Genomic DNA, 21,546 nt, shown 5'->3' on the forward strand with positions numbered 1-21,546 from the left:
TTTTAAAGGTCAGATTTAATTTGCTTCTCAATGCTTTGGCTAACTTCGGCTTTAGCACTGGGTTTCATTTCATATCCTAAAATTTTAAGCAGGTCCTCTGCCTTTTGTTGTTCACTAAATAATTTGGTCGTTATATTTCCGTTTTCGTCCTTATCTATTAAAATATGTTTTGGATGTGGTATTAAACAATGCTGCAGCCCGCCATAACCTCCAATAGTCTCCTGATAGGCGCCTGTATTGAAAAACCCTATATACAGGGGCTTATCCTTTCTATACTTGGGCAAATAAATGGCATTCATGTTTTGCTCACTATTGTAATAATCATCACTATCGCAGGTTAATCCACCCAACAATACCCTTTCATATTCATCATACCAGCGGTTAATGGCCAACATAATGAAACGTTTATTGATGGCCCAGGTATCCGGTAATGTGGTTATGAAGGAAGAATCGATCATATTCCACTTTTCCCTATCGTTCTGTTGCTTCTGATATAGTATTTCATAAATGGCCCCGCCACTCTCACCTACCGTAAAACTTCCAAATTCGGTAAATATATTTGGTACGGCAACATCCGCTTCCTGACAAGCAATATTAATTTGGTTTATGATCTCATCTATCATGTATTGATAGTCGTATTCAAAAGCCAAAGAGTTTTTTATGGGGAAACCACCACCAATATTAAGACTGTCCAAGGATGGACATATCTTTTTAAGTCTCACGTACACCTTTAAACATTTTACCAATTCGTTCCAATAATAGGCATTGTCACGAATACCGGTATTAATGAAAAAGTGTAGCATCTTCAATTCTACCTTGTCATTGTCCTTAATTTGATTCTCATAAAAAGGTACAATATTTTTGTATCCAATTCCCAGTCGCGAGGTATAAAATTCAAACTTTGGCTCCTCCTCGGATGCAATTCTGATTCCAACTTTAAAAGTATCGTTGATGGCATCGGACAAAAGGTCTATTTCCTCGTAATTGTCTATAATAGGAATACAATTCTGATGTCCCTTGTTTATTAGATTGGCAATATTGGTAATATATTGATCCCTTTTAAACCCGTTACATATGACAAAGGTGTTATCCTTTATCTTACCCTTTTCCTTTAATTTTTCAACGATATTAATATCAAAGGCCGAAGAAGTTTCAATATGAATATCATTCTTTAAGGCCTCGTTCAAAACCGGTTTAAAATGGGAACTTTTGGTACAATAGCAATAATGGTATTTACCTTTATAGTTATTTTTTTCCATGGCTATCCTGAACCATTCCTTTGCCTTATTGATATTTTCGGAAATTTTGGGCAAATAGGTAAACTTTAAAGGACTACCGTATTCCTCCACCAAATCCATTAGTGGAATTCCATGGAACTTTAGGTTTTCGCCCTCCAAGGTAAATTCCTCCTGTGGGAAATAATAGGTTTGATCTATAAGATTAATGTACTTCGTGTTCATTTAAATAAATATATGAATTGTAAATAAGTAAATAGCATCGCCAAATGCAAATAATATTAGAAATTATAACTAAATCCCTAAACAATTATCTGCTTTTCAGTGGTGGGTATAAAAAAATAGTCGTGCTGACTGCACACGATAGAAGAAAAATTTGGAATACCAAGTAAATTTTGGCTACCTATACCTTTAAATTTCAGTTGCCTGAATCTTTCTGTTGCCAGAAGCCTAAATTTGTAAGTATGGTTCATTGTACGCTACTAGATGCTATTATCAAGATAAAATTTAAGGCTAAATTGATGTGACAAATGAAAACAAAAAAAATGAAAAAACAAGCGTTTTGAAAAATTTTACGTTGAAGTAAAAAATGAATTTTCCCTATAACAAAAAATTAACTAAAAATTAAATTTAAACCGTTGATTTTTAACCTTTTCTTGACTATTTTTAAATAAAAACCAGATAGTTATGAAGCTTACAAAAATTAGTGTTTCCATAGGTCTAATTCTATTCCTCTCATTTTTTTATAAAATTACGGCCCAAATTCCGGCCAACGTCTATCATTTTGAGGAAAAAAGCAAGGACGGAACCCTTCATCACGAGTTGAAATTGGACGCGGATTACTACGTGCATACCATCTATAAAGAGTCCCCCGCAGAATTTATAAAAACAATAGGAGGCTACTATACCACCTCCGGCAACAACCTAAAGGTTGACCTTGAGTTTAATTCCAATCATAAAGAAGATAAAATAACCAGTATAAATGTTCCCTATAAACTACAAAAGGGAAATTTGATACTCGAAGGGCCCAAGCCAATGACTTTTACCCCTACCACACTTGGCTCCCAGGATCTGGACGGTAAGTGGTTAATGACTGGCCGTGTAACGGACCAGGGGGAGCAGAGAAGGGATACCTCCAGGCCAAGAAAGACTATGAAATATTTATTGAACGGACATTTTCAATGGATTGCCTACAACACCGAAACCTTCGAGTTTTTTGGTAGTGGGGGCGGCATCTATGACGCTACCAATGGCAAATACACAGAAAATATAGCCTATTTCTCCAGAGACAATTCCCGCGTGGGGGCCGCACTTTCCTTTGATTACAAATTAAATGGCAAGGATTGGCACCATACGGGCAAAAGCAGTAAGGGCGATCCCTTAAACGAAATTTGGTCAATACGCGAGTAATACCGGATCCTTTTCCTGCAAAAATATATTGAACAAAAAAGGGCAAACTGTATTGCGAAAAGTCAATTTTCCAAAATACAGATTGCCCTTTACTTTTATAACTAAAATAAAGCTAGGAAATTAGGCCACCTTGGCTCTTTTTATATTTGTTTTTAAAACCCCATTGATGGCAGTATTCCATTTTTCGGCTCGGACAAGTTCATAATCCTCCATGTAAATACTATTGATGTCATAAAAATTCAGGATCTTGGCGGGCTTTTCATGATCCAAAAAGCTTATCTCCAAATCCAATTTTTCCAAAACCGTCTCCCTTTTATTTTTGGACTTGAGCTCGTAGGTTTTCTTTTCAATTTTGACATTGGACACCTCATTGAGATCAATATTTTCCAGTGCCACAACACCATCAAATACTTTGGAAAAAATAAGCTTCTTATTATTGGAATCCAGGCCAATAAAAGAATTGCCCCAACTTTCCTTTAAATCGAATTTCAGTTTTGATTCGATCACTAAATTTTTAATTTCCTTTGACATTAATTTTAAATCCCCTTTTCCTGATTTATTAAGGATTACAAAAGGTATGACGGTGCAAAGCACCAATAAAACTGATACCAACAACATTGATGTATTCATTGTATTTTTTTTTAAATTATTCCATTTATTAATTACATCCCCACAGTCCAAACATAATTTATGGCATGGGAAAATTTCCAAAATTGCTTATTCCGGAATTAGGTGTGACTAATGGAAAAATTTATAAAAAGGTGTGAAAGGGATAGATAATGGTGAGTGCGTCCAAACTAGCAATAATTTGGACCTCCCTTTTTAAGGACATAAGTTCCTTTGCTTTGAGCATGGACAGGCAACTTATGGTATTCGGTACATATAAATTAAGATCGGGCCTCAGCTCGTTAACTGTTGGCAATTTATAATTACCTTCTGCCAAAAGCATGGTGTGCCCTGAGTTGGGCAACTCATAGGTTAAATGATGGTCCGTTTGGATCTCACCATTAACCCCGGACTTAACTTCCTTGACCTCTTTGATTGTAGCCAAGGAGACTTGGCCTATACTTAAGAAAAGTATAAGAGCTAGAATCCTAAAAAAAAGCAAGAAGCTTGTTTTTTTCATACCACAAAGATATAAAGGGATATTCCAAAATATTTGTTAAAAATCATAACTGAGGGTTATTCTTTTATACCTATATCTGACTTACCCCCAGTTTTCTTAAGCAACTTAATATTTTGTATTTCAATACCCTTGTCTATAGGCTTAAGCATATCGTACATATTCAAGGCCACAATACTGGCACCATGCATGGCCTCCACTTCCACCCCGGTCTTGTAAATGGTCTTTACAGTAATCAAAACCGTAATCTTCAAGCCGTCTATGGAGTACGAAATATTGGTGTATTCTATCGGTAAGGGGTGACAGTCCGGCAGAAGTTCCGCCGTCTTCTTTACGCCCAATAGACCGGCAGCCTTGCTCATGGCAAACACATCGCCCTTGGGCACCGTATTATTTTTTATCGCCTCTATAGTATCCTCTGAACTTACTTGGACTATAGCCTGAGCAATTGCAGTGCGTAACGTAGGTTTTTTATGGGTAATATCTACCATTTCTATTTATTTACTTTCCATTGATAAGAATCATCCTCAAACAGTTCCTTTCCAAAAATAGGCACCTGGTTCTTTATTTCTTCCACAACATGGTGCAAGGCATCAAAAACTTCCTTTCGATGTGGAGATGACACAAAAACAAACAGGCATATTTCCCCAACATTTACCCTTCCCAAACTGTGATAGATATGCATACAGCTTAGGTTAAACTTGGCAAAGGTAGCCTCCCTAATTTCGTGAAATTTTAAATTGGCCATTTCCTCATAGGCCGTATATTCTATAGCGGCCACTTCCTGTCCGTCAATTAGATCTGCCCTTACCTGGCCCAAAAAGATATCGTGGGCCCCGATAGTGGTCTTGGACTGGTGCTTGGCAATGGAATTGGCAATGAACTCCGGGCTTATTGCACCTGCTACAAATACATTTTTAATTTTGCTCTTTTCCATGGAAAATAGTTTAGCGCTAAGGTAATCAACATTCAGGAATTTTAGGTTATGAACAAAATGGTTTCCTAAGCCGATAAACTACACCGGAACTACCCAAATTCCCGTATTGAAAAGTCCTACAACTGGGAAACTTTTTGGCAGACCAAAGGTTCAAATTGGGTTGCTAGCTATATTTACACCAATCTTGAAAAACGTGCATTTGAATAAGGAAAATCCACCCCCATGGCAAAAGCCGTAAAAAGCCCACCGACCAATGCAGATACCAAGGTTTCCCAACCAACAGCCGGTGTTAGGTACACTACATCTACAGGTAGGATGGTCATAAACATGCCAACAAGAACGGATGCGATTGCTGTCCATTGATATAGTCTTAACCCTTTTACAATAGGTGTTTGCACCTCTCCCCTATATGCCTCCTCCACAAAACGGCCTATCCCTGTCAATATTAAATACAGGCCAAAAATAAATGGCGAAGGAAAATCATTATTATGAAGTGATAAAAGAATAAACCCAACCAAAAAAAGCCAAATCATGGCATACAAAGGCGTTGGGTGAAGCAGTTCGCCTTTCAAATCTGAAATACCACAAACGCGAGAACGATAATGGTAATATTTAATTCCAATGTCCGGGTTGTCTACCTTTCCACCATGGCAACATCCATTTACCAAACAACGAAAGCGACCAATGGCTTGGACCCATGGCATAAATACCGATATTACTCCAATAACTACCCACACATTATAACCCATAGCCCATACGGCTATACTTGCAAAAAGAATCCCCACCAAGGCACCATAATAACCATAGGGTCTTTTCAATTTCTCCGAGCCTTCTATTATTTGCGCCCAAAGTGCAGAAAATACAATTACTATAAAAGAAAACACCAAGATTGCCCAAGCATAGGCATCGCCCACTAAAATCCCGGAAAGAAAAATCCCAAAAAAGGTACCAAAGCCTACATAGAAACCATGATTTATCACCCTTAGCTTTCCAAATACCCATTCCTGCCATGAATTGGCTATTTTTTCAGCTCTTTTCCTTAAAAAGGTCCAAATTTTAAAATAATTACCAGCTATTAGAAATATTAGGGCAGAACAAAGTAAATGAAGCTCTGCAGAATTGCTGAAAGATAATTGTATACAACTGAATACAATTGCCAGTAGCCCAAATATAATACCCTTGGTCTTTGATTGTTTGTACATAATCTTAACCGAAAGCAACATCAAAAAGATGGGAACATAATAGAAAAAGCTATTTTGACCCGGAAGATATTGTGCACATACACTAGGAAATAACAGTGCTGTATAGGAAGAAATAAATATAGCAAGGATAGATACAATTACCCAGTTCCTTAACAAATCCTTCCTCTCAATAAAAAGAGGCACTGCGATTAAAAAAAACAAACTCAATAAGAGCAAATACTGATTTTCAGTATTTATGGGCAAATTCAACGGTTTTCCCCATGCAGCCTTGCTGTCTCCTACCAAAAAGGATATAACAAAATTAGACAAAAATAAAAATGCCAATACCCATAATATGGATACTAAACGCGAACTTTTATCAGCCAACCCGGTTGTACCCTCAGTCATATCCAAAATTGTGGACTTGGCCTCATTTGGAAATCTTTTCTTCAAATCTATGGCTTCGTACCCCAAAACAAGGGCTATCATAGAGAGGATGGTAATAGGTGTTACCAGCCAGAGGCCACTTGCCGACTTGGTCAAAATAAAATACCCAATTACTAAAAGGCCGAAACCCCAATAGATAGGATGTTTCAGGTAATGGTATGGCCCTTTGGTTACAAATTTTCGAGGAGGATAGGCATTCATAGGCAATCCTTCCCCATATTTTTTTAAATAGAACATGGCCGTTACCATTAGGAATGCCCCAAATCCAATAAACATCCAACCCGTCAATATCGATTCAATTGCAGGTAAGTCGATCACGTCTTCAGTATATTTTGCCCAAAGAACTAACATTAGGGGGATAATGATGAGAAAGAGGACGGCATATAGTGTTTTGTTTATTCGATTCCTTGTATTCATTTCATTCGCATTTTATAGAAAAAAATAAGCATGGAAATAACTAAAAAGCCGAAACCATAAACCAAACTGTTCACAGTGGCTACAGTGGCAGAAAAATCTGTTACCGCAGTAATAATGGCCGATTGGGAAGGGAAATAGGCCGGGAGGAATTTTATGATTAGCTGATTTTGTGCTTCAGCATAAAACAAAGGGTTCTGCAGCCAACCTGCATCTATATTTACAAGCAGCACGATTAACAAAATACCTTCCAACTCTGCCTTGACAAGACTGCCAATGACCAGGCCGTAACTTCCGTAGACAAAGCCAATAAGTACTAACCCAATAATAAAACTACCAAGGTGATCAATGGAATAAAATACACTTGTAAGCAGCCCTGTATAAATAGCAATTACTACAATCACCGAAAACAAGGCAAGCAAAATAGAAATTAATAATTCTATGGGATGATAGCCGCAAAGAATAAGCCTACGGTTAACATCATTGTTTTTTTGAACTAGGTTTAAGGCCAAAAATGCAACCAGAAAACCAGATGAGGCTACGGCGAAAAAGATGAAGGAAATAGCTTTTTCACTAATATTTATAAAAACCTCCTCACCTACTGAAGCCAATTGAAAAGGAAGTATTCTGTCCGAAGTCGTAATCTGTACCATCGTCAAGAAAAATGCGGGAATGAGCAAAAGCAAAATAATCACGATCTTTTGGCGAACGAGCATTCTCAAAATCATGGATAAACCTATTGTGATCTTATTCAGCTTCATACCAATATCCCGTTTTCAAGTTGATAAATTTGATCAAGTCTTACCTTTTCATTCAGCAAATGCGTAACTATTAGTATGGCACAGCCTCTGTTCTTAAGTTCAGTGGTATAATTCCAAAACCGCTGATAGGTGTCCCAATCAAAACCATTATACGGCTCATCCAATATCAATAAGTTTGGCTCATGCAGAAGAGCTATTGAGAGGTTAAGTTTTTGTTGGGTACCCCCACTCAAATTAATAATTTTTTCATATTGGTACTTTTTATAATTGAAGTATAGGAGCAGTTCTTCATACCGCACCTTAGATAGCCCACTGTTAACACCGTAGGCCACAGAAAAATAATCGAAATGTTCCTGCACCGTAAGATGTGGAAAAACAACTGCCCTTTGTGGGCAATAACCTATACTGCCAATAATTTTAACACTTCCCCTATGCGCACTGTGAAGTCCAACAATGATCTCCATTAAAACCGACTTCCCGGAACCATTTTCTCCAACAACGCCCGTGATAGATCCCGCTTCCAATTGAAAGGAGATATCTTTGAGGACATTTTTTCTTCCGAAGGATTTAGCGATATGTTCAGCCTTTAAAATCATTGATCCTGTACGTTAAAATCAACCCACTCATGGATGGCCATGCCATTTATAACAGGATCCCCATTTTTTTGAAATTCACCTTTACTTAACCACTTGTGATTTTTAGCCATCAAAAACTTGGAGGGCATCAACTTATTAAATCCAGGTAAGTATCTTAGAAGTTTGTGCACTACCTGATGTATTTTTTTTTCGGATTCAATAACTACACCTCTATCGAGCTTTAGTGAAAAAGCCCTTTCATCTGATGAAAGGCAATTGTCTTCTATACTACAATTTGTTATTTTTTCGCCATTAAGCCATATCCATTGCTGTTGTTTTTCCGCTCGTAATTCTATCCAAACAATGGTATTGCCCAGCGAATGGAATCTCCCCCAACGCAGATCGTTCATAGGGATATGCCATGGAGGGGCGGTTAGAATCAATTGTTCAACGTATCCGTTGCCTTTAACAACCTTATCCCCAATATTCAGCTTCACTTTAGAAGCAGGCTGAAAACAGTTCCAGTCCAGAAACCCATGATCAGCATCATATATCCGGGCTTGTAGAGGTTTAGCAACAGATTCCCACTGTCCAGAAACCTTAAATTTGTCATCGTGCCAACTGATCAATTTTTCCTTTTTCTTAGGTATTATTACATTTCGAAAATGGGAAGATATCTTAACCCCATTCTCGGAATCATATTGTATCCAACTTGCATAATGGGCCGAGAATCCATTCCAAGTTAATTTTGCGGCGTAAAAGATCATTGCTTCACCTTTGTCCCCTATAAAATCGAGAAACCATTTGTTCAGATGAAAATTGGATATTGCCACTTGCTTTTAATTGTTTTGATTGTCCGAAATAATTTGTTTAAAAACCTTCTTCGCGGGAATCTCATAAACCAAGGTAAATGCCCATTTTTGCAATAGTGAAAAATTCCCCTCAGGCAATCTCCTATGATGCTCTTCAAGAAGTTGCATCCCTTTTTCTGCACGTTCAAGCAGCCATTTTTTTATTCTTTTGGAAGCGGGGTTATTCAGATCTTCCTTGGAAATTTGGAGCCGTATGCATTCCTCCTGGGAGATATTAACATAACCTGCAGCCAAATCCGCAGCTATATCCTCTATGTCATATTGGTACCTACAGGCCATCCCAAGTGGCTCCAACAAGGTATACTTCTCCGGATTATCCTTAAAAACCTTTAAAGTAGCTTTTATAGTACCCCTGATATCCAATAAGTGGAAATGATGTATCAAATCCTCTTTGGGAAAAATGATCATTTTACCGCGTCGATTTGCATCGAAAAGTAATGAGTTAAGGATATCGGCAGTTTCTTCCCTGAAATCTTCACCAAATTTTTCTGCCAGCTTAAAACAATGAACCATTAAATGGTCTACTTCGTCTTTAGGGTGAATCGTATTTTTTGAGAATTCTATTTTTTCCAATAAGTAATCCTTTCCACTTAAATACCCTTTTGGCATAGGCGCGTCACCATCAACAATATCATCTAGAAATCGCATTAAAACGTAATAACATTCCAAGAATTCACCTCTTATCGGGGCAAAAGCGGCGTATTTAAAGAAACGCAGATAACGCAAAAAAATCCGGTACTTCCAATCGCGTGTTGCCAACATATGCTTAAAAACCCGATTACGAATTGCTATCGGCTCCATCGCAACGTCAGATTGCACAATCATGCGCACAATGTGTTTATTATACCTTTTACCATATAGCTTTTCTTTAGACCAAGGCCTAGATACTTGTTCAAAATTAAATAATGGGGAAACGCCCGAATAATTTCTGCGGGCTCATTAAATTTATTAAAAGGCAGGAATTTCCCATTGGGAAATCCATTTGTTTTTGCGGATTTATACTATGCCTTTAGTACAATTTAGTAAAAAAATGGCCATAATCATTATCAATCTTAAGAAAGATACGGATTTAAAACATGTGAAGAAGGGTGTTATTAAGATATTCCCTTCAACTTCTATAGGTTCTAAGTATTAATTATTCAAATCTTCCATCAAGAGTCCTCCAACTTTTCTCTTGGATCGGGAACCAGCCAGAATTGCCTTGGGTTATTTAAATATTATAAATCGTTTATTGTACCTGAGCACAAATAAAAGGTATTAAACCTCAGGGCAAGCCCTGAACCCAATAATAGGAATCTACCCAAGGGTCGAGGTATTGAACCTAGATCCCGCCGAAAAAGGCGGGATCTAGGTTCAACTTGCAATTTTCAGTGCGTTTTACTGACTTCTCAAAATTGAGTTTCACTAATAAAAAGTGATTTCCAGAATGTTAATCTTTCTTCTTTTTCTTTCTCCAAATAACATAAAAGATAACCATTAAAATAGGCAGAATTATATAAACAATAACATCGAATGCATTGGTAAGATCAATAGGACTATTATCATCCGGATTTCGAGTGCCTATTGGCAATTGTAGTAATAAAGGATATATGTTTAACATTGTTTAAATAGCTCTTATGCAAGTTACTAAATTAAATAGATGTAGCTTCAGTCACCTTATCTATTCCACTTTGCTTTCATGATGACATCTAGGAGCGGTCCAGGACTTCTTTATGGTAACCAAAACTTAATTTAGGGAAGAATCTTATGGCCATGCCCAGAAACTGCCCGGTAATATCAGAAAATAGGGCGGTAAAGAAATACGGTAATTATTGGGAAGAAGACCAATTCATTATTTCCTCCCGCACCTGCTCTGAAGTTCGCCGTCTTCTTTTCGCCAGCTTTTGTATTAGAGTACTAAAACCCTTGTTGTCATATGTGGTGTCCATATCGTTTAGTTCCGGAAAATTTGCGAGATAATTATCCCGTACGGCCAACCATTGCTTTTCCAAATGCTTATCAAATTTTGACGTTGCAACACCTCCGTTGTCGACCGGTTTGCCCACCCCTTTATTTGAATCCCCATTAGGGTTTGTTTCTAGGTCAAGTCCACGATTTTGTTGAACCTCATTATTCAAACCCTTTAAAACTGACTTCTTATCTTGATTTTTATTTTCGGTAATCATTGTTATAAATTTTAATGTTAATAACATATAAATTTAATGAAGTGCACATTCCTCTCTTTGCTCTAACTGTTTTATAATTAACCTGATAAATATCTGTCCTATACAAAACGTCAAACAAATCCTTAATGGCAAACAGCTTTATTTTGAGAAGAGTATTGGATCAGTCCCAAAAGTTGTGTGTGAATTACAAAAAGATATAATTTACTATCTCAAGTTTGTGTTCTGTTCATTTTTTGCATCGCCCAAAAAACGACCAGGGCTGAATAACCAAGGTACGGTGTACCTTGGTTAGAAGGAGCCAGTTGTAGCCTAGGAGGCTGATTTTAAATTTCTTTAAATCTACGCAATTTCCACAGCCGCGCCGTCCAGGCCGCTTTCTCTAAGCGAAATGCTCTTTGGACAGCTACCTGAACCCAATATGGAAACCACTTGATTTAAGACGAAATTGAAAATAGGCCGGTCCATTCTTTCCGTCAACCTTCATGTGGAGATAAGTCATTTTCCGTTATTAAATACCTTTGGACATTGTCCTCCATGCCTATGGTTTGGTCGTTCTTCTTCCGTCGTGGAGATGGCATGGCCGTTAAGAATTGTTGAAGCCTTGGAAATAATTTAGGCCATGGCATCGGTCCTTAAAATCCAGAGATTTTAGGGGCCACCTAGTGAAGAAGGGTCTTTTCTCCTGCCCGACGGCAAGGCGGGTTTGTTTCGTTTTATTCATTGCCTTTCTATTTTATATTAAGGTATTCATGAACCTCCTGCGTCGGTTTCATTGGAAAGCAAAGAAATCGAAGATTCACGAAATCCAATAAATAACAATAACGACCAATTGAGTAAAATGAAAGAATAATTTAATCGTTGGTTTTTCTAGATTGCTCCTATTAATTAAAACTATTGCTCAAAAAACATAAGTGATCAAATTAATCCCAATTTTACATAAACACAACAATTGTTCCTGATCCAGAGTATTCCACCAATATAACAATGCAATTACGCAATCTTGAAAATCGCCAATTACGTTAGAGCAGGATTAAGATGCTCAGGGGCGTATTTTATTATTAAATATGAATTTCTTTTTTACCACCTCACGCCAACCTCATCAAATACACAAGAATTAATAAAAGGAAATGCAGAACAATGAAGAAAGTATAGTTCTACTTTTAAAGAAATGACCGTGCCATACACCTCAGTCTAGCCTACTTCGTAGCCTCACCAGGAATCACTTCGGCTCCGCTCAGTACGGGCTTCGATCCGAAAGCTACCGCTTTTGGTGCTGCGCACCTTTGGTTCGTGACCTCACCAAGAATCGAACTTCTTTCTGTGAGCGCCCTATTTATTAGGGGTTCACATTTTTTAAGTTTCTAATGTTGACGATTTGTGAACTTTTTTGAGGATTTTTATTCCGTCTTTACAAATGTAGTCAAATGGATATAAATGGTATTGTTTAAAATCGAATAGTAATCGAGAAAATCCCTCCGCTTATGAGTTAATCTATGACTAAACTTTCGGACTTATTGCGATCTCCGTATTTTTAGGGGATATTGCCGAACGTCGAAAACATCTATAATTTCAACTCGATTTTCGTCTTCGTTTATCCAGTAAATTATTTTATAATTTTTTTTGTAGATCAAATATCGAAAACCGAGCTCTCTGTCTCTTAATAATTCTTCGATTTGGCCGATTTCGGGTTGGATTTTTAGTTTAGAAGGCTCATTAAAAATTCCATCTACAAGTTTTTTGGCAATGCGATTACCAGCTTTTTTCTGGTAATGTTTAAATATACAATGAAGTTGATCCTCAGCGAATCCAGTCCAAAATATTTCTAGGCCCATTTGTCAATTTTGGCTTTTAAATCGCTTGCCTTGATTAATTTCCCATTTTTGGAATCGTCCATCGATTGATCAATTCGGACATTAAACTCTTCGATCGTAAAAGGCTCAAACTCTTGGTTAGTTAAAGTTTTGGTTTCTTTGCTCAATATTTTTTCAAGATGGGAAATGACCTCTTCGCTTTGTAATTTCAAAAACTCCTGTACAAACTTAATTTTTCTAGATTGTAGGTCCATTTTAAATAGCTTTTACGTAAAGATACAGAATTATTGAATTTGACCCCACTATTAATTTTTTGATGGCTGTTACAGGTCTTAATTTGGCTAGAGCTTTTCTCCCCAAATCTTACAAAAACTTTGCGCGTGGATCCTATTTCGATTTTATAGTGTTCAGGTAGATAAGCGTTACATAAAATCGAATTAGGGCGCAACCTACTGACCCTTGATTGGAAAATTAGTTTCAGGGTAATATAACTACCACAAACTATCCTAATTACTGGATAAATTTGCAACCAAACATTAACGATCAACTTCTGAGTACAAGGAAGTAAGTTTGGTCTATTTTTTTACTTCCCCAATAAACTATTAATTAGATATTTCAGTTGCGAACGAGCAACTATTTTGATTTAAATGCATCATCAATATATAATCTAGAACAATGTTTTTCTACAGTGTATGTTCATTTCTAAAAAAAGTCATTATGAATATAAGGATTGTGATTAAAATATTAGTGTTACTTGTCACCATTAACTCGTGCTCCAATGATGACTCCCTGCCGAATTGTTTTCAGGAGGAGAACAGAAAAATTGAAGCAAGGTTTACAGATCTTATTGGCGAAATTGACAATGATGGCTGTCAGTCAAATTATACCATAATTGGAATTTCTACACCTCCTAACATATACCTCCCTTTGGCCCCCTGCAACCTTTCAGAAGAATTTAAGGAGGATGGTCTAAAGGTAAGGTTTAGTGGGTATATGTACGAGACCTTTGAAACGGAGGATATATGCGCCATGCCATTTGAGATCACCAAAATGGAACTGGAATAAAAGTATTGATTATCTATATTTAATAAGTGGGGTGTATATAAACTTCAACCTAGTTTTGATCTGTATTTTCCGCTTTTCTGGACCATTCCAGAAACCCCTTATAGATATCAGGATGCTGTTTAAAAAAGCTATTCAGTTCCTTTGAAATAACCACTTTTCCTTCTTCGAAGGCTTTCACCTTTTCTTCTTCGAACTGTACCACCTGATAGCCCAAATAGCCAGATATTGACAGGGATAGGATAAGGACCAAACTAACCATGAACAATAGCCATTCAGGGATAATCTGCGACTTTTTCAATTGATCCTCTATTTGAATCGTTCGTCCATCCTGTACTTTAAAATAATCCTCCTGTGTTCTGTTGAGTTCCTTCAGTTCTTTTCTGATCGTCGAAATATCCTGTACCGTTTCCGAACCCGTGAGTTCCTTGCTCAAGGTCTCCAGTTTCACCAGCATCTGTTTCAATCCATCCAATTCGTCGGTCAATAGTTCCGTAATCTCGTCCAACCTTGCCATATCTTAATCTTTAATTATTACTATCCTATCTCGATTCCCATACCTTTTTTAATGGTCTTCACAATAACCTTTTTCGCTACCTTCATGGCAATGTTCCCACTGAGCTCCGTGGCCTTTCCTAAGAGGCTGACGGTATTGTCCTTGTTTTTGACGAAGCCCCTTCCTGCATGTTCCTCTATCCCTATGGCCAATCTGCTGCCTGACATGGAACGGTGCACCTCGCTCCCCTTTAAGCTATGTCCTTTAAATTCAAATCGGAATCCCTGCAATTGGTTCGACTTGTTGATGCTGGGCACAACATTTATATCCTTTTCCCCCATTAATCTGATATACCGGTCCAGATCCTTGGGGCGGTGTTCGGCCATGACCTTTTCATGTACCTGTTTGATCTCAAATCGTATAAGTTTGATATGGTCCAATTTTTCCAGTTGTACTTCCCGTACCGTGGTGAACCCCAATTTCTCCGCCACCCGTTCCGCGGCCTGCTGGCTCCTTTTTCCGATAAAACTGTCATTATAGGCCTTACCATTAAAATCTATTCGGTTCACGTACACATGGACATGGGTATGCTGTTGGTCCCTATGTACAAAGCCGATGGCCTGATGCTCCAGCAATTTCATTTCCTTGAGGAACTTTTCCGTAATCTCTTTGAGGGCCTTGGAGCTAAGTTTCTTTCCGTCCTCGATGGTAGGGCTGAGGACAAAGCTCAGGGTATTGTTCGTGCACCTGGCATTCTGCTCTTGGATGATCTTGAATTCTTCCGTAATCTGTTCGGGGTTTTCCCCGGCCAGATGTTGGGAGAATACGACCTCTGCATCCTTCTCCTGTTTCCAGCCATAGGACATGGAAGCCCCGGTGTGCGATATAGATTTGCCCTTGCCTATCATTTTTTGAAATTATAAAGGTGGTCCCGTATTTCTTCGGCCAGTTTTGTGACCTCTTCTGCTAGTTTGGGATTTCGTTTTCGGAACATGTTCCCGATCAGTTTAAAGTTAACCGCATACTTGATCAGCATCTTATAGATATCTATCTGTTCTTCGGTCAGACGTTCGATAATCTTGTCCCCGAAAGCGGCACGACGACAATATTCGCTGACGCTCAGACCGCTCTTTTTGGCCTTGATTCTTAGCAGTTTCTTCTCGAATAGGGAACATCTGAATCTGATATAGGTCCTTTTCATTTTTTACTTCTTTGCGACCTTCGGGAGCAAAGCAAGATCGTCTTTGTGGCAACAAAGACACATCTTGAATTCCTTCCCTGAAGGGTCATAGTTTTTTCGACATCCACCATGCGTTCACATCTTTGAAATCCTTGTACACATAGGACATGTCCCTGAATTTTGGGCTCTGTTCCATTAATATTCCAACTGCTCTTTTTCCAGCTTTGTCATTGTCCAGATAGAGCGCTATGGATTCATAACTATCAATTAGTCCAAACGCTTTTTCTACAAAGGCCAGGGAGTTCAATATCAGAAGGTCGTTCCCCTCTCTTAGTTCTTTGTCCCGTTCCAAAAGGCTCAACATGTCGAACATACCCTCGGTGATGACAAGACCACGGTTACCATAATTGATGTATGTCATATCCTTTGGGGAACTTGAGTTCTTTACATATTTATTGCGTAGTTCCCATCCATAAGAATCGTTCTGCAACCCGATGGCGAAGTACATGCCGTCCCTCAAGCTATAGTGTACTTCCCTGCATAGTCTCTTGACAGTTGTTAGGGAAATTCCCCTTTTTTCCACATACTCCTTTAGGGCAAGATGGCGCAGTTCCATTACATCCCTGATTTTGATCCTCTCTTCCTCAAATCCGTTAAAAAGTTGCTGGTGAAAAGAAAAAGAGATCTGGCCGTTTTCCAACCAATCCAAGGTTTCCTTAACCGATGATCTTTTCAGAAGACAGATCAGGTCGATCACGTTGCCCCCTTTCCCCGCCCCATGGTCGTACCATCTGTTCAATAACCTGGACACCTTGAAAGAGGCTTGGGTTTCTGACCTGAAAGGACTCAGGAACCAAGCTTCTTTGACCGTTGTCCGGGTGGGAAAGTGCCCGAGTTTTGCCAGCGCCTTTTCGATGGGAAAATCCCGGGCTGTTTCACACCGTGTCCTAAATGTTTTTTTTCTTTTCATCAGCCGGTTCTTTTGTTGGGTTTTCTCTTACCTTCTTACCTAAGTCCCTGTTTATATAGGTTAAGAACCTAGGTAGTACTGATTTTGATGTTACCCATCCTACCCTAAAAGGTAGGTTAGGTAATACCTAGGTAACCAAAGGTTAATATATCCTACCTTAAGGTAGCACCCGCTGTTGGGGAGGTCATGGTCCATTAGGTAACTAGGTAGGTACTTATGCACTCTTTCTAAACTTCCATCTCCAGAGGGCTATCAGTAAATACCGGTCTGGCCAGATACCCATAGACCTGCCGCTTGGGATGTTTTACCCTTTGGAAGTTGAACCCGGACATTGCCCGCCCCAGGTTGATCTGGTTCAGTCTCAGATTGAGGTGCCTTAACTTCACCAACACGTCCGAGGCTGTCACGAAATCCACTATGTCGTTGGATTTTTCAAAGTATTTCGAGACCAGTTCCTCCTCGGTGGTCAATTTGGTGTATTTTTTATTACGCTCCTCGTTCTCCAAAATATCGGTCAAGGTGAGCTCCGGATTGAAATTGGGATCATGATAGGCGAGATGGTATGCCTGCATCCAGACGTCCTTGATCTCCATTTCCTTGGAATAGGAGAAATCTATCCTGTCCTTGAGTTCAAAGCACAGCCAACGCACGGACCCGGTCTCGTCGTTCAGAAAAGAGGACATATTGGTGGAGCCCAAAAAGGAACAGATCCTGGGAAGGGTCGTATTCTTCCTGTCATAGGGAAGGCGTTCATTGATAAAGGTCTTGGAAAAGAATGATTTCAGGGCGTTCACATCCTTTTTGGTCAGTACGGCCAATTCGTCCAGGTTGTACAAAAAATTGCGGCACAACTGGATACGTGCGTCCTTATCGTTGCTGATGTCCTCTGCCATATAATCGGAGAGTTCGGGCGGGCAGATAAAGCGGCACCAAGTGGATTTACCAGAGCTTTGTCCCTTATGGCTTATTATCAGGGCCTGTTTGTTGAAATACCCTGGTTCCAGGGCACATTTTATAGCCCTGACCAACCATTTTTTCAGGTGATAGACAAAGGCCACATCATCATAGGTCGGTACGTAGGAGGCCAATTTTAGGATATGGTCCTTTCCGTCCCATTTCGGAAGGGATTCGAAATACGCCCTGATGGGATTGTATTTAGGGATGAGTTCCGATCGTATCAGAATCTCCAGCTTCCCCGTACTGATATCGATACCCGCCTTGGCCAGTTCTATGATCAAGGAATTCAGGTTCAGATAGGACCATTCGGTTGACTGTTTACAGGATATCTGGAAATCATGGGATATCTCGTTGTACATAATGTCGTACTTCCCCTCCAGATATTCTATCGTATAGTCGTAGATGGTCTTTTTTTTGGCATCCTTTACCTTGTAAAGTTGATCGCCCCGGTCACCTGCTATCATGGGCGTGTATTTAAGGAAGAGCTTCCCTTGCCATGGTTATCGATAAGACTTGGGTTTAAAATATTATTCTGAAGGAGCCAGTCGTTCAGCTTCTTCTTTTCAAAGAAGATCAGTTTTCCATTTGGCTTGGAGTGTGGAATATTCCCAGCGGAGGTAAGTTTGTACAGATAACTTCTTGAAATTCCCGTATAGTCACAGGTTTCCTCAAAGGTCAGTACTTCTTTATGGGCCGTCAGGAGCCTTTCCAAACGATCCAGTCGTTCGAGTATCAATATATTGTCCATTTGTTTCTTTTTTAGGGTTACAGAATGAACAAAAGCGCTTTTGTCTTCCTACAGTATTGTAGTTGGTTAAATATATAAAAATAGGAAAATGAAAAAGGGAGAAAACGAAAATAGTTGTCCACAACTATTTGAATAACAACAAATTACTACAAACTATACCTAATAATATTGCCTTTCATACTTACCAATTTTATTTGCCATCATTTGCTATCAAATGATGGCAAATAAAATCACTGTTCAAATGAACACTTATTTGAATAATGACAGTTATTAACAATAAAAATTCTATAAAAACAATATTAAGAACCTAAAAAACCGAGATTTTAGAGTTTTGAATGCTATAGAATAATTGCCTTGAACCATTTTTTTATGAATTATTCCATTGAGGATATTAAGTTTAACTGCTTGGATATTTTAATAAAGTTTCTAAAAAAATCATCATTTATTAAAATTTGGATAACCTCTAAGCATGACCCAAAAACTTTAAGGATTCATAAACTTGTTTATTCTTTGCCTGGTAAAAATAGGGTTGGCGCCTTCACTTTTAGCCACCATAGCCCCTACGGCGCAACCAAAATCGATTGCCGCTTGTGGTCCTTCCCCATTAAACAGTTTATAAATTACGGAAGCCAGAAATGAATCACCCGAACCTACCGTATCCAGAACCTTAATTCTATAGCCACTATTATAGTAAAAGATATTTTGGTGATACAACACAGCGCCATAAGCCCCTTTGGTGACACAAATTGTGTCTGTTTGGGTCTCTTTGGCGACAAATACAATGGTTTGCTCCATAGAATTGTATTTGGAACCAAGATATTCCGCAACCTCGTACAACTCATCATCATTGAATTTCACAAAATTAGCGTGTTGCATTAATTCCAGGAGCAGTTCCCTAGTATAATGCGGTGCTCTTAAGTTAACATCGAAAACCTTGTATTGGGCAAATTTTAATAAGTGTAATAAAGTGGTACGTGAGGTTTTGTCCCTACAGGCAAGACTACCATAAATAAAAACATCTGTTTCTTTTAAAATGCTTTCATAGTGATTTCTTGGCAAAATTTTATCCCAAGCAACTGGATAGGCAATATCATAGGATGCCACTCCTTTGTCATTAAGGACAACGTTTACTTGCCCTGTCCCATAACTGGAACTCACTTGTACCTCATCGGTTTTGACGCCAGAACTTTTTAAATATTTAATTATTTTATTTCCACCAACATCATCGCCAACACTACTTATCATATTAACGTCTACACCGTAAGACTGTAGGCGCAAAGAAACATTCAATGGAGCTCCCCCAATCTTTGAGTGTGTTGGGAAATTATCGAATAAAACCTCTCCAAAACAAATTGCTTTTATTTTTTCCATAATCAAGCTTTAAATAAAAGGCACGAAGAAACCACTCTCCGTGCCTAAAAAACTAACTCAAACTAACTCGGTCTTATATTAATATCCAGGGTTTTGCTTATAAAGTCCACCTGTAAAATCTATTTCACGTTGCGGAATTGGATAGTATTCATCCCTACCTGCCGTAAAAACTGCACTAGACAAGAAATCCCTTTTTGTTTTTTCCTCGGTTAAATAGGCGTTCAACACTTCTGCTGCCTCACCCCATCTTACTAAGTCAAAGAAACGAGGTCCTTCCATCCCAAATTCCAATCTCCTTTCAAATTTCAAGGCTTTCCAAGCATAGGCTTTATCCGGGAAAGTAGTGTACTCTTGAACATTGTAAATATCCGTCGCACCTGCATCAATCTGGCGCTGGGTACTTACAGCTGCACGAGCCCTAACTTGATTGATCAAAGGTAATGCCTCATCCCAGCGGTCCAATTGTATCAAGGCCTCTGCCTTGAACAGCAAAATATCTGCATATCTTATAAAATCAACATTCTTGGAAGTACCAACAAACGGTCCTTCCTTAACATAACAAGAGCAATCTGGCGCCTGTTGTTCCTTCATATTTCCAAAATAACCATAAACCCCTGGATCTCTAGCCCAGCTAAAGTTATAGACCATATCACCGGTAGTATTAACTGTATTCCTGTATTTAAAAGGTCTTCCTGGAACCCCTACGGTATGATCCAACCTAGGATCCACCGTTAATCCCACCGCTGGTGTTACTGTTCCATCCTCATTAACTGCAGTGAATATATCCGTATCATTAAAATTATCCAAAAAAGGCAATCCAGCAGCATCGGTCTTAAATGCGTTGACCATATTCTGACTGGCCAAATGAAATCCACAACACCCGTATAATGCAGATCCATGAGGAGAATTAAGTCCCGTTACAAAACTTACCCTACTTACTTTTGTACCGTCATTAATAGAAAATTGGGCAGCCCAAATTGATTCGGGACCATTATCGAAACCATCCAAAAAGTTGTTACCGTAATCCCCTTCCAAACTAGCAGTTACCTCGTCAGCGTAATCAATAACCTCTTGAAGTCGGGCAGGATTAATAGATGTTACTTGATGTTGGTCATTTTGCTCATAGGCTTGGTAAAGCCTAAGTTTGGCCATATAGGCTGCAGCTGCATTTCTATCTGCCCTGCCAACCTCATCTTGCGATTGGGGAAGATTGTTATAAGCAAAAATAAAATCCTCCGCAATTGTATTCCACAATTCATCATTGGGCACATCGTTGGAAACGGCTGAGGTCTCCTCTTGGGTCAGCCCCTCTTTTATAAAAGGAATCTTTTTAAACAAAAGCTTCAACATAAAGTGGGAATGCCCTCTCAAAAACCTAAGTTCCGCCTGTCTTAAGGTCTTATTTGCATATTCCGTATCAGGTATGTCGTTGATTACGGTCAACGCAAAATTAGCTCTTGAAATAGCCTTGTAGTAATTGGTCCATGTGCGGGGTGCCATCCAATCCCCATAATCTGGAATGGTTAAGTTATATTGCTCATATCGATCTACTACATCTACATCACCTCGACCTCCACCACCTTTATAGGCATCATCGGAACGGACACTTCCATACACCCATTGATGTGTAAGGGGACCTATCATTTCATCATTGGCAATCCCTGCGTAGGCAGCTACTACTAAGGCTTCGGCATTATCAGCTGTCGCCACATTTTCATTGGACAGTACCCCCTCTGGTTCATATTCCAAAAAGTCCTTGTCACAGGAAGCCAGCAAAAACGAAACCAGCACTCCCATTATAAATATTATATTTCTTTTCATGATTTTCAAT

At 38.8% G+C, this 21,546-nt stretch carries 23 protein-coding genes; 2 read left to right on the top strand and 21 right to left on the bottom strand.

Annotated elements, in window-relative coordinates:
* Positions 1–2 precede the first annotated feature (2 nt).
* Complete coding sequence (locus BUA60_RS00700) at positions 3–1,460, bottom strand: type III PLP-dependent enzyme domain-containing protein (protein WP_072859842.1); 1,458 nt, start codon at positions 1,458–1,460, stop codon at positions 3–5.
* 462 nt (positions 1,461–1,922) lie between these two features.
* On the opposite strand from BUA60_RS00700, the gene BUA60_RS00705 reads away from it, so the two are divergent.
* A complete protein-coding gene (locus BUA60_RS00705) occupies positions 1,923–2,645 on the top strand; it encodes a hypothetical protein (RefSeq protein ID WP_072859843.1) in 723 nt (240 codons plus the stop codon).
* A gap of 120 nt (positions 2,646–2,765) precedes the next feature.
* Here the strand turns inward: BUA60_RS00705 and BUA60_RS00710 are convergent, their stop codons facing one another.
* From BUA60_RS00710 to BUA60_RS00770, 12 genes are all read right to left on the bottom strand, one after another.
* Positions 2,766–3,275, bottom strand: a complete 510-nt coding sequence (locus BUA60_RS00710; protein ID WP_143153100.1) for a hypothetical protein — start codon at positions 3,273–3,275, stop codon at positions 2,766–2,768.
* Positions 3,276–3,396: 121 nt separating this feature from the next.
* The gene (locus BUA60_RS00715) at positions 3,397–3,771 is read right to left on the bottom strand and encodes a hypothetical protein (protein ID WP_072859845.1); all 375 of its coding nucleotides are present in this window, start codon (positions 3,769–3,771) and stop codon (positions 3,397–3,399) included.
* Between the two features lie 56 nt (positions 3,772–3,827).
* Complete coding sequence (gene moaC, locus BUA60_RS00720; RefSeq protein WP_072859846.1) at positions 3,828–4,259, bottom strand: cyclic pyranopterin monophosphate synthase MoaC; 432 nt, start codon at positions 4,257–4,259, stop codon at positions 3,828–3,830.
* Positions 4,260–4,261: 2 nt separating this feature from the next.
* Complete coding sequence (locus BUA60_RS00725) at positions 4,262–4,705, bottom strand: molybdenum cofactor biosynthesis protein MoaE (RefSeq protein ID WP_178346946.1); 444 nt, start codon at positions 4,703–4,705, stop codon at positions 4,262–4,264.
* A gap of 173 nt (positions 4,706–4,878) precedes the next feature.
* The gene (locus BUA60_RS00730; RefSeq protein WP_084532438.1) at positions 4,879–6,750 is read right to left on the bottom strand and encodes a prolipoprotein diacylglyceryl transferase family protein; all 1,872 of its coding nucleotides are present in this window, start codon (positions 6,748–6,750) and stop codon (positions 4,879–4,881) included.
* A complete protein-coding gene (locus tag BUA60_RS00735) occupies positions 6,747–7,508 on the bottom strand; it encodes an ABC transporter permease (protein WP_143153101.1) in 762 nt (253 codons plus the stop codon). The genes BUA60_RS00730 and BUA60_RS00735 overlap by 4 nt, the downstream gene beginning before the upstream one ends.
* Complete coding sequence (locus tag BUA60_RS00740; protein WP_072859849.1) at positions 7,505–8,104, bottom strand: ABC transporter ATP-binding protein; 600 nt, start codon at positions 8,102–8,104, stop codon at positions 7,505–7,507. Before BUA60_RS00740 ends, BUA60_RS00735 begins: the two co-directional genes overlap by 4 nt.
* Positions 8,101–8,916, bottom strand: coding sequence for a hypothetical protein (locus tag BUA60_RS00745; protein WP_072859850.1), 816 nt, complete (start codon positions 8,914–8,916; stop codon positions 8,101–8,103). The genes BUA60_RS00740 and BUA60_RS00745 overlap by 4 nt, the downstream gene beginning before the upstream one ends.
* 6 nt (positions 8,917–8,922) lie before the next feature.
* Positions 8,923–9,780, bottom strand: a complete 858-nt coding sequence (locus BUA60_RS00750) for a class 1 isoprenoid biosynthesis enzyme (RefSeq protein WP_143153102.1) — start codon at positions 9,778–9,780, stop codon at positions 8,923–8,925.
* A gap of 983 nt (positions 9,781–10,763) precedes the next feature.
* Entirely contained in the window at positions 10,764–11,120 is a 357-nt protein-coding gene (locus BUA60_RS00760; protein ID WP_072859853.1) for a hypothetical protein, read from the bottom strand.
* 1,511 nt (positions 11,121–12,631) lie between these two features.
* Positions 12,632–12,952, bottom strand: a complete 321-nt coding sequence (locus BUA60_RS00765) for a type II toxin-antitoxin system RelE/ParE family toxin (protein WP_072859854.1) — start codon at positions 12,950–12,952, stop codon at positions 12,632–12,634.
* Positions 12,943–13,185, bottom strand: coding sequence for a hypothetical protein (locus BUA60_RS00770; protein ID WP_072859855.1), 243 nt, complete (start codon positions 13,183–13,185; stop codon positions 12,943–12,945). The genes BUA60_RS00765 and BUA60_RS00770 overlap by 10 nt, the downstream gene beginning before the upstream one ends.
* Positions 13,186–13,648: 463 nt before the next feature.
* Here BUA60_RS00770 and BUA60_RS00775 point away from each other — a divergent pair, with 463 nt between their 5' ends.
* The gene (locus tag BUA60_RS00775; protein ID WP_072859856.1) at positions 13,649–13,996 is read left to right on the top strand and encodes a hypothetical protein; all 348 of its coding nucleotides are present in this window, start codon (positions 13,649–13,651) and stop codon (positions 13,994–13,996) included.
* Between the two features lie 49 nt (positions 13,997–14,045).
* Here the strand turns inward: BUA60_RS00775 and BUA60_RS00780 are convergent, their stop codons facing one another.
* The 8 genes from BUA60_RS00780 to BUA60_RS00815 form a co-directional block, all read right to left on the bottom strand.
* On the bottom strand, positions 14,046–14,510 hold the full coding sequence (locus BUA60_RS00780) for a DUF6730 family protein (RefSeq protein WP_072859857.1): 465 nt from the start codon (positions 14,508–14,510) through the stop codon (positions 14,046–14,048).
* A 20-nt stretch (positions 14,511–14,530) separates the two neighbouring features.
* Positions 14,531–15,397, bottom strand: a complete 867-nt coding sequence (locus tag BUA60_RS00785) for a relaxase/mobilization nuclease domain-containing protein (RefSeq protein WP_072859858.1) — start codon at positions 15,395–15,397, stop codon at positions 14,531–14,533.
* Positions 15,394–15,690 carry a mobilization protein MbpA gene (mbpA, locus tag BUA60_RS00790; RefSeq protein WP_072859859.1) on the bottom strand — a complete coding sequence of 99 codons (297 nt, stop codon included), beginning with the start codon at positions 15,688–15,690 and terminating at the stop codon, positions 15,394–15,396. Before mbpA ends, BUA60_RS00785 begins: the two co-directional genes overlap by 4 nt.
* A gap of 85 nt (positions 15,691–15,775) precedes the next feature.
* Positions 15,776–16,639 carry a toprim domain-containing protein gene (locus tag BUA60_RS00795; protein ID WP_072859860.1) on the bottom strand — a complete coding sequence of 288 codons (864 nt, stop codon included), beginning with the start codon at positions 16,637–16,639 and terminating at the stop codon, positions 15,776–15,778.
* A gap of 227 nt (positions 16,640–16,866) precedes the next feature.
* Positions 16,867–18,060, bottom strand: coding sequence for a virulence-associated E family protein (locus tag BUA60_RS00800; protein WP_072859861.1), 1,194 nt, complete (start codon positions 18,058–18,060; stop codon positions 16,867–16,869).
* Positions 18,057–18,344, bottom strand: a complete 288-nt coding sequence (locus tag BUA60_RS00805) for a helix-turn-helix domain-containing protein (protein WP_072859862.1) — start codon at positions 18,342–18,344, stop codon at positions 18,057–18,059. Before BUA60_RS00805 ends, BUA60_RS00800 begins: the two co-directional genes overlap by 4 nt.
* A gap of 483 nt (positions 18,345–18,827) precedes the next feature.
* Complete coding sequence (locus BUA60_RS00810) at positions 18,828–19,715, bottom strand: carbohydrate kinase family protein (RefSeq protein ID WP_072859863.1); 888 nt, start codon at positions 19,713–19,715, stop codon at positions 18,828–18,830.
* A 78-nt stretch (positions 19,716–19,793) separates the two neighbouring features.
* Entirely contained in the window at positions 19,794–21,536 is a 1,743-nt protein-coding gene (locus BUA60_RS00815; protein WP_072859864.1) for a RagB/SusD family nutrient uptake outer membrane protein, read from the bottom strand.
* Positions 21,537–21,546: the final 10 nt, after the last annotated feature.

The sequence above is a fragment of the Arenibacter palladensis genome (assembly GCF_900129275.1).
Taxonomy (GTDB): domain Bacteria; phylum Bacteroidota; class Bacteroidia; order Flavobacteriales; family Flavobacteriaceae; genus Arenibacter; species Arenibacter palladensis.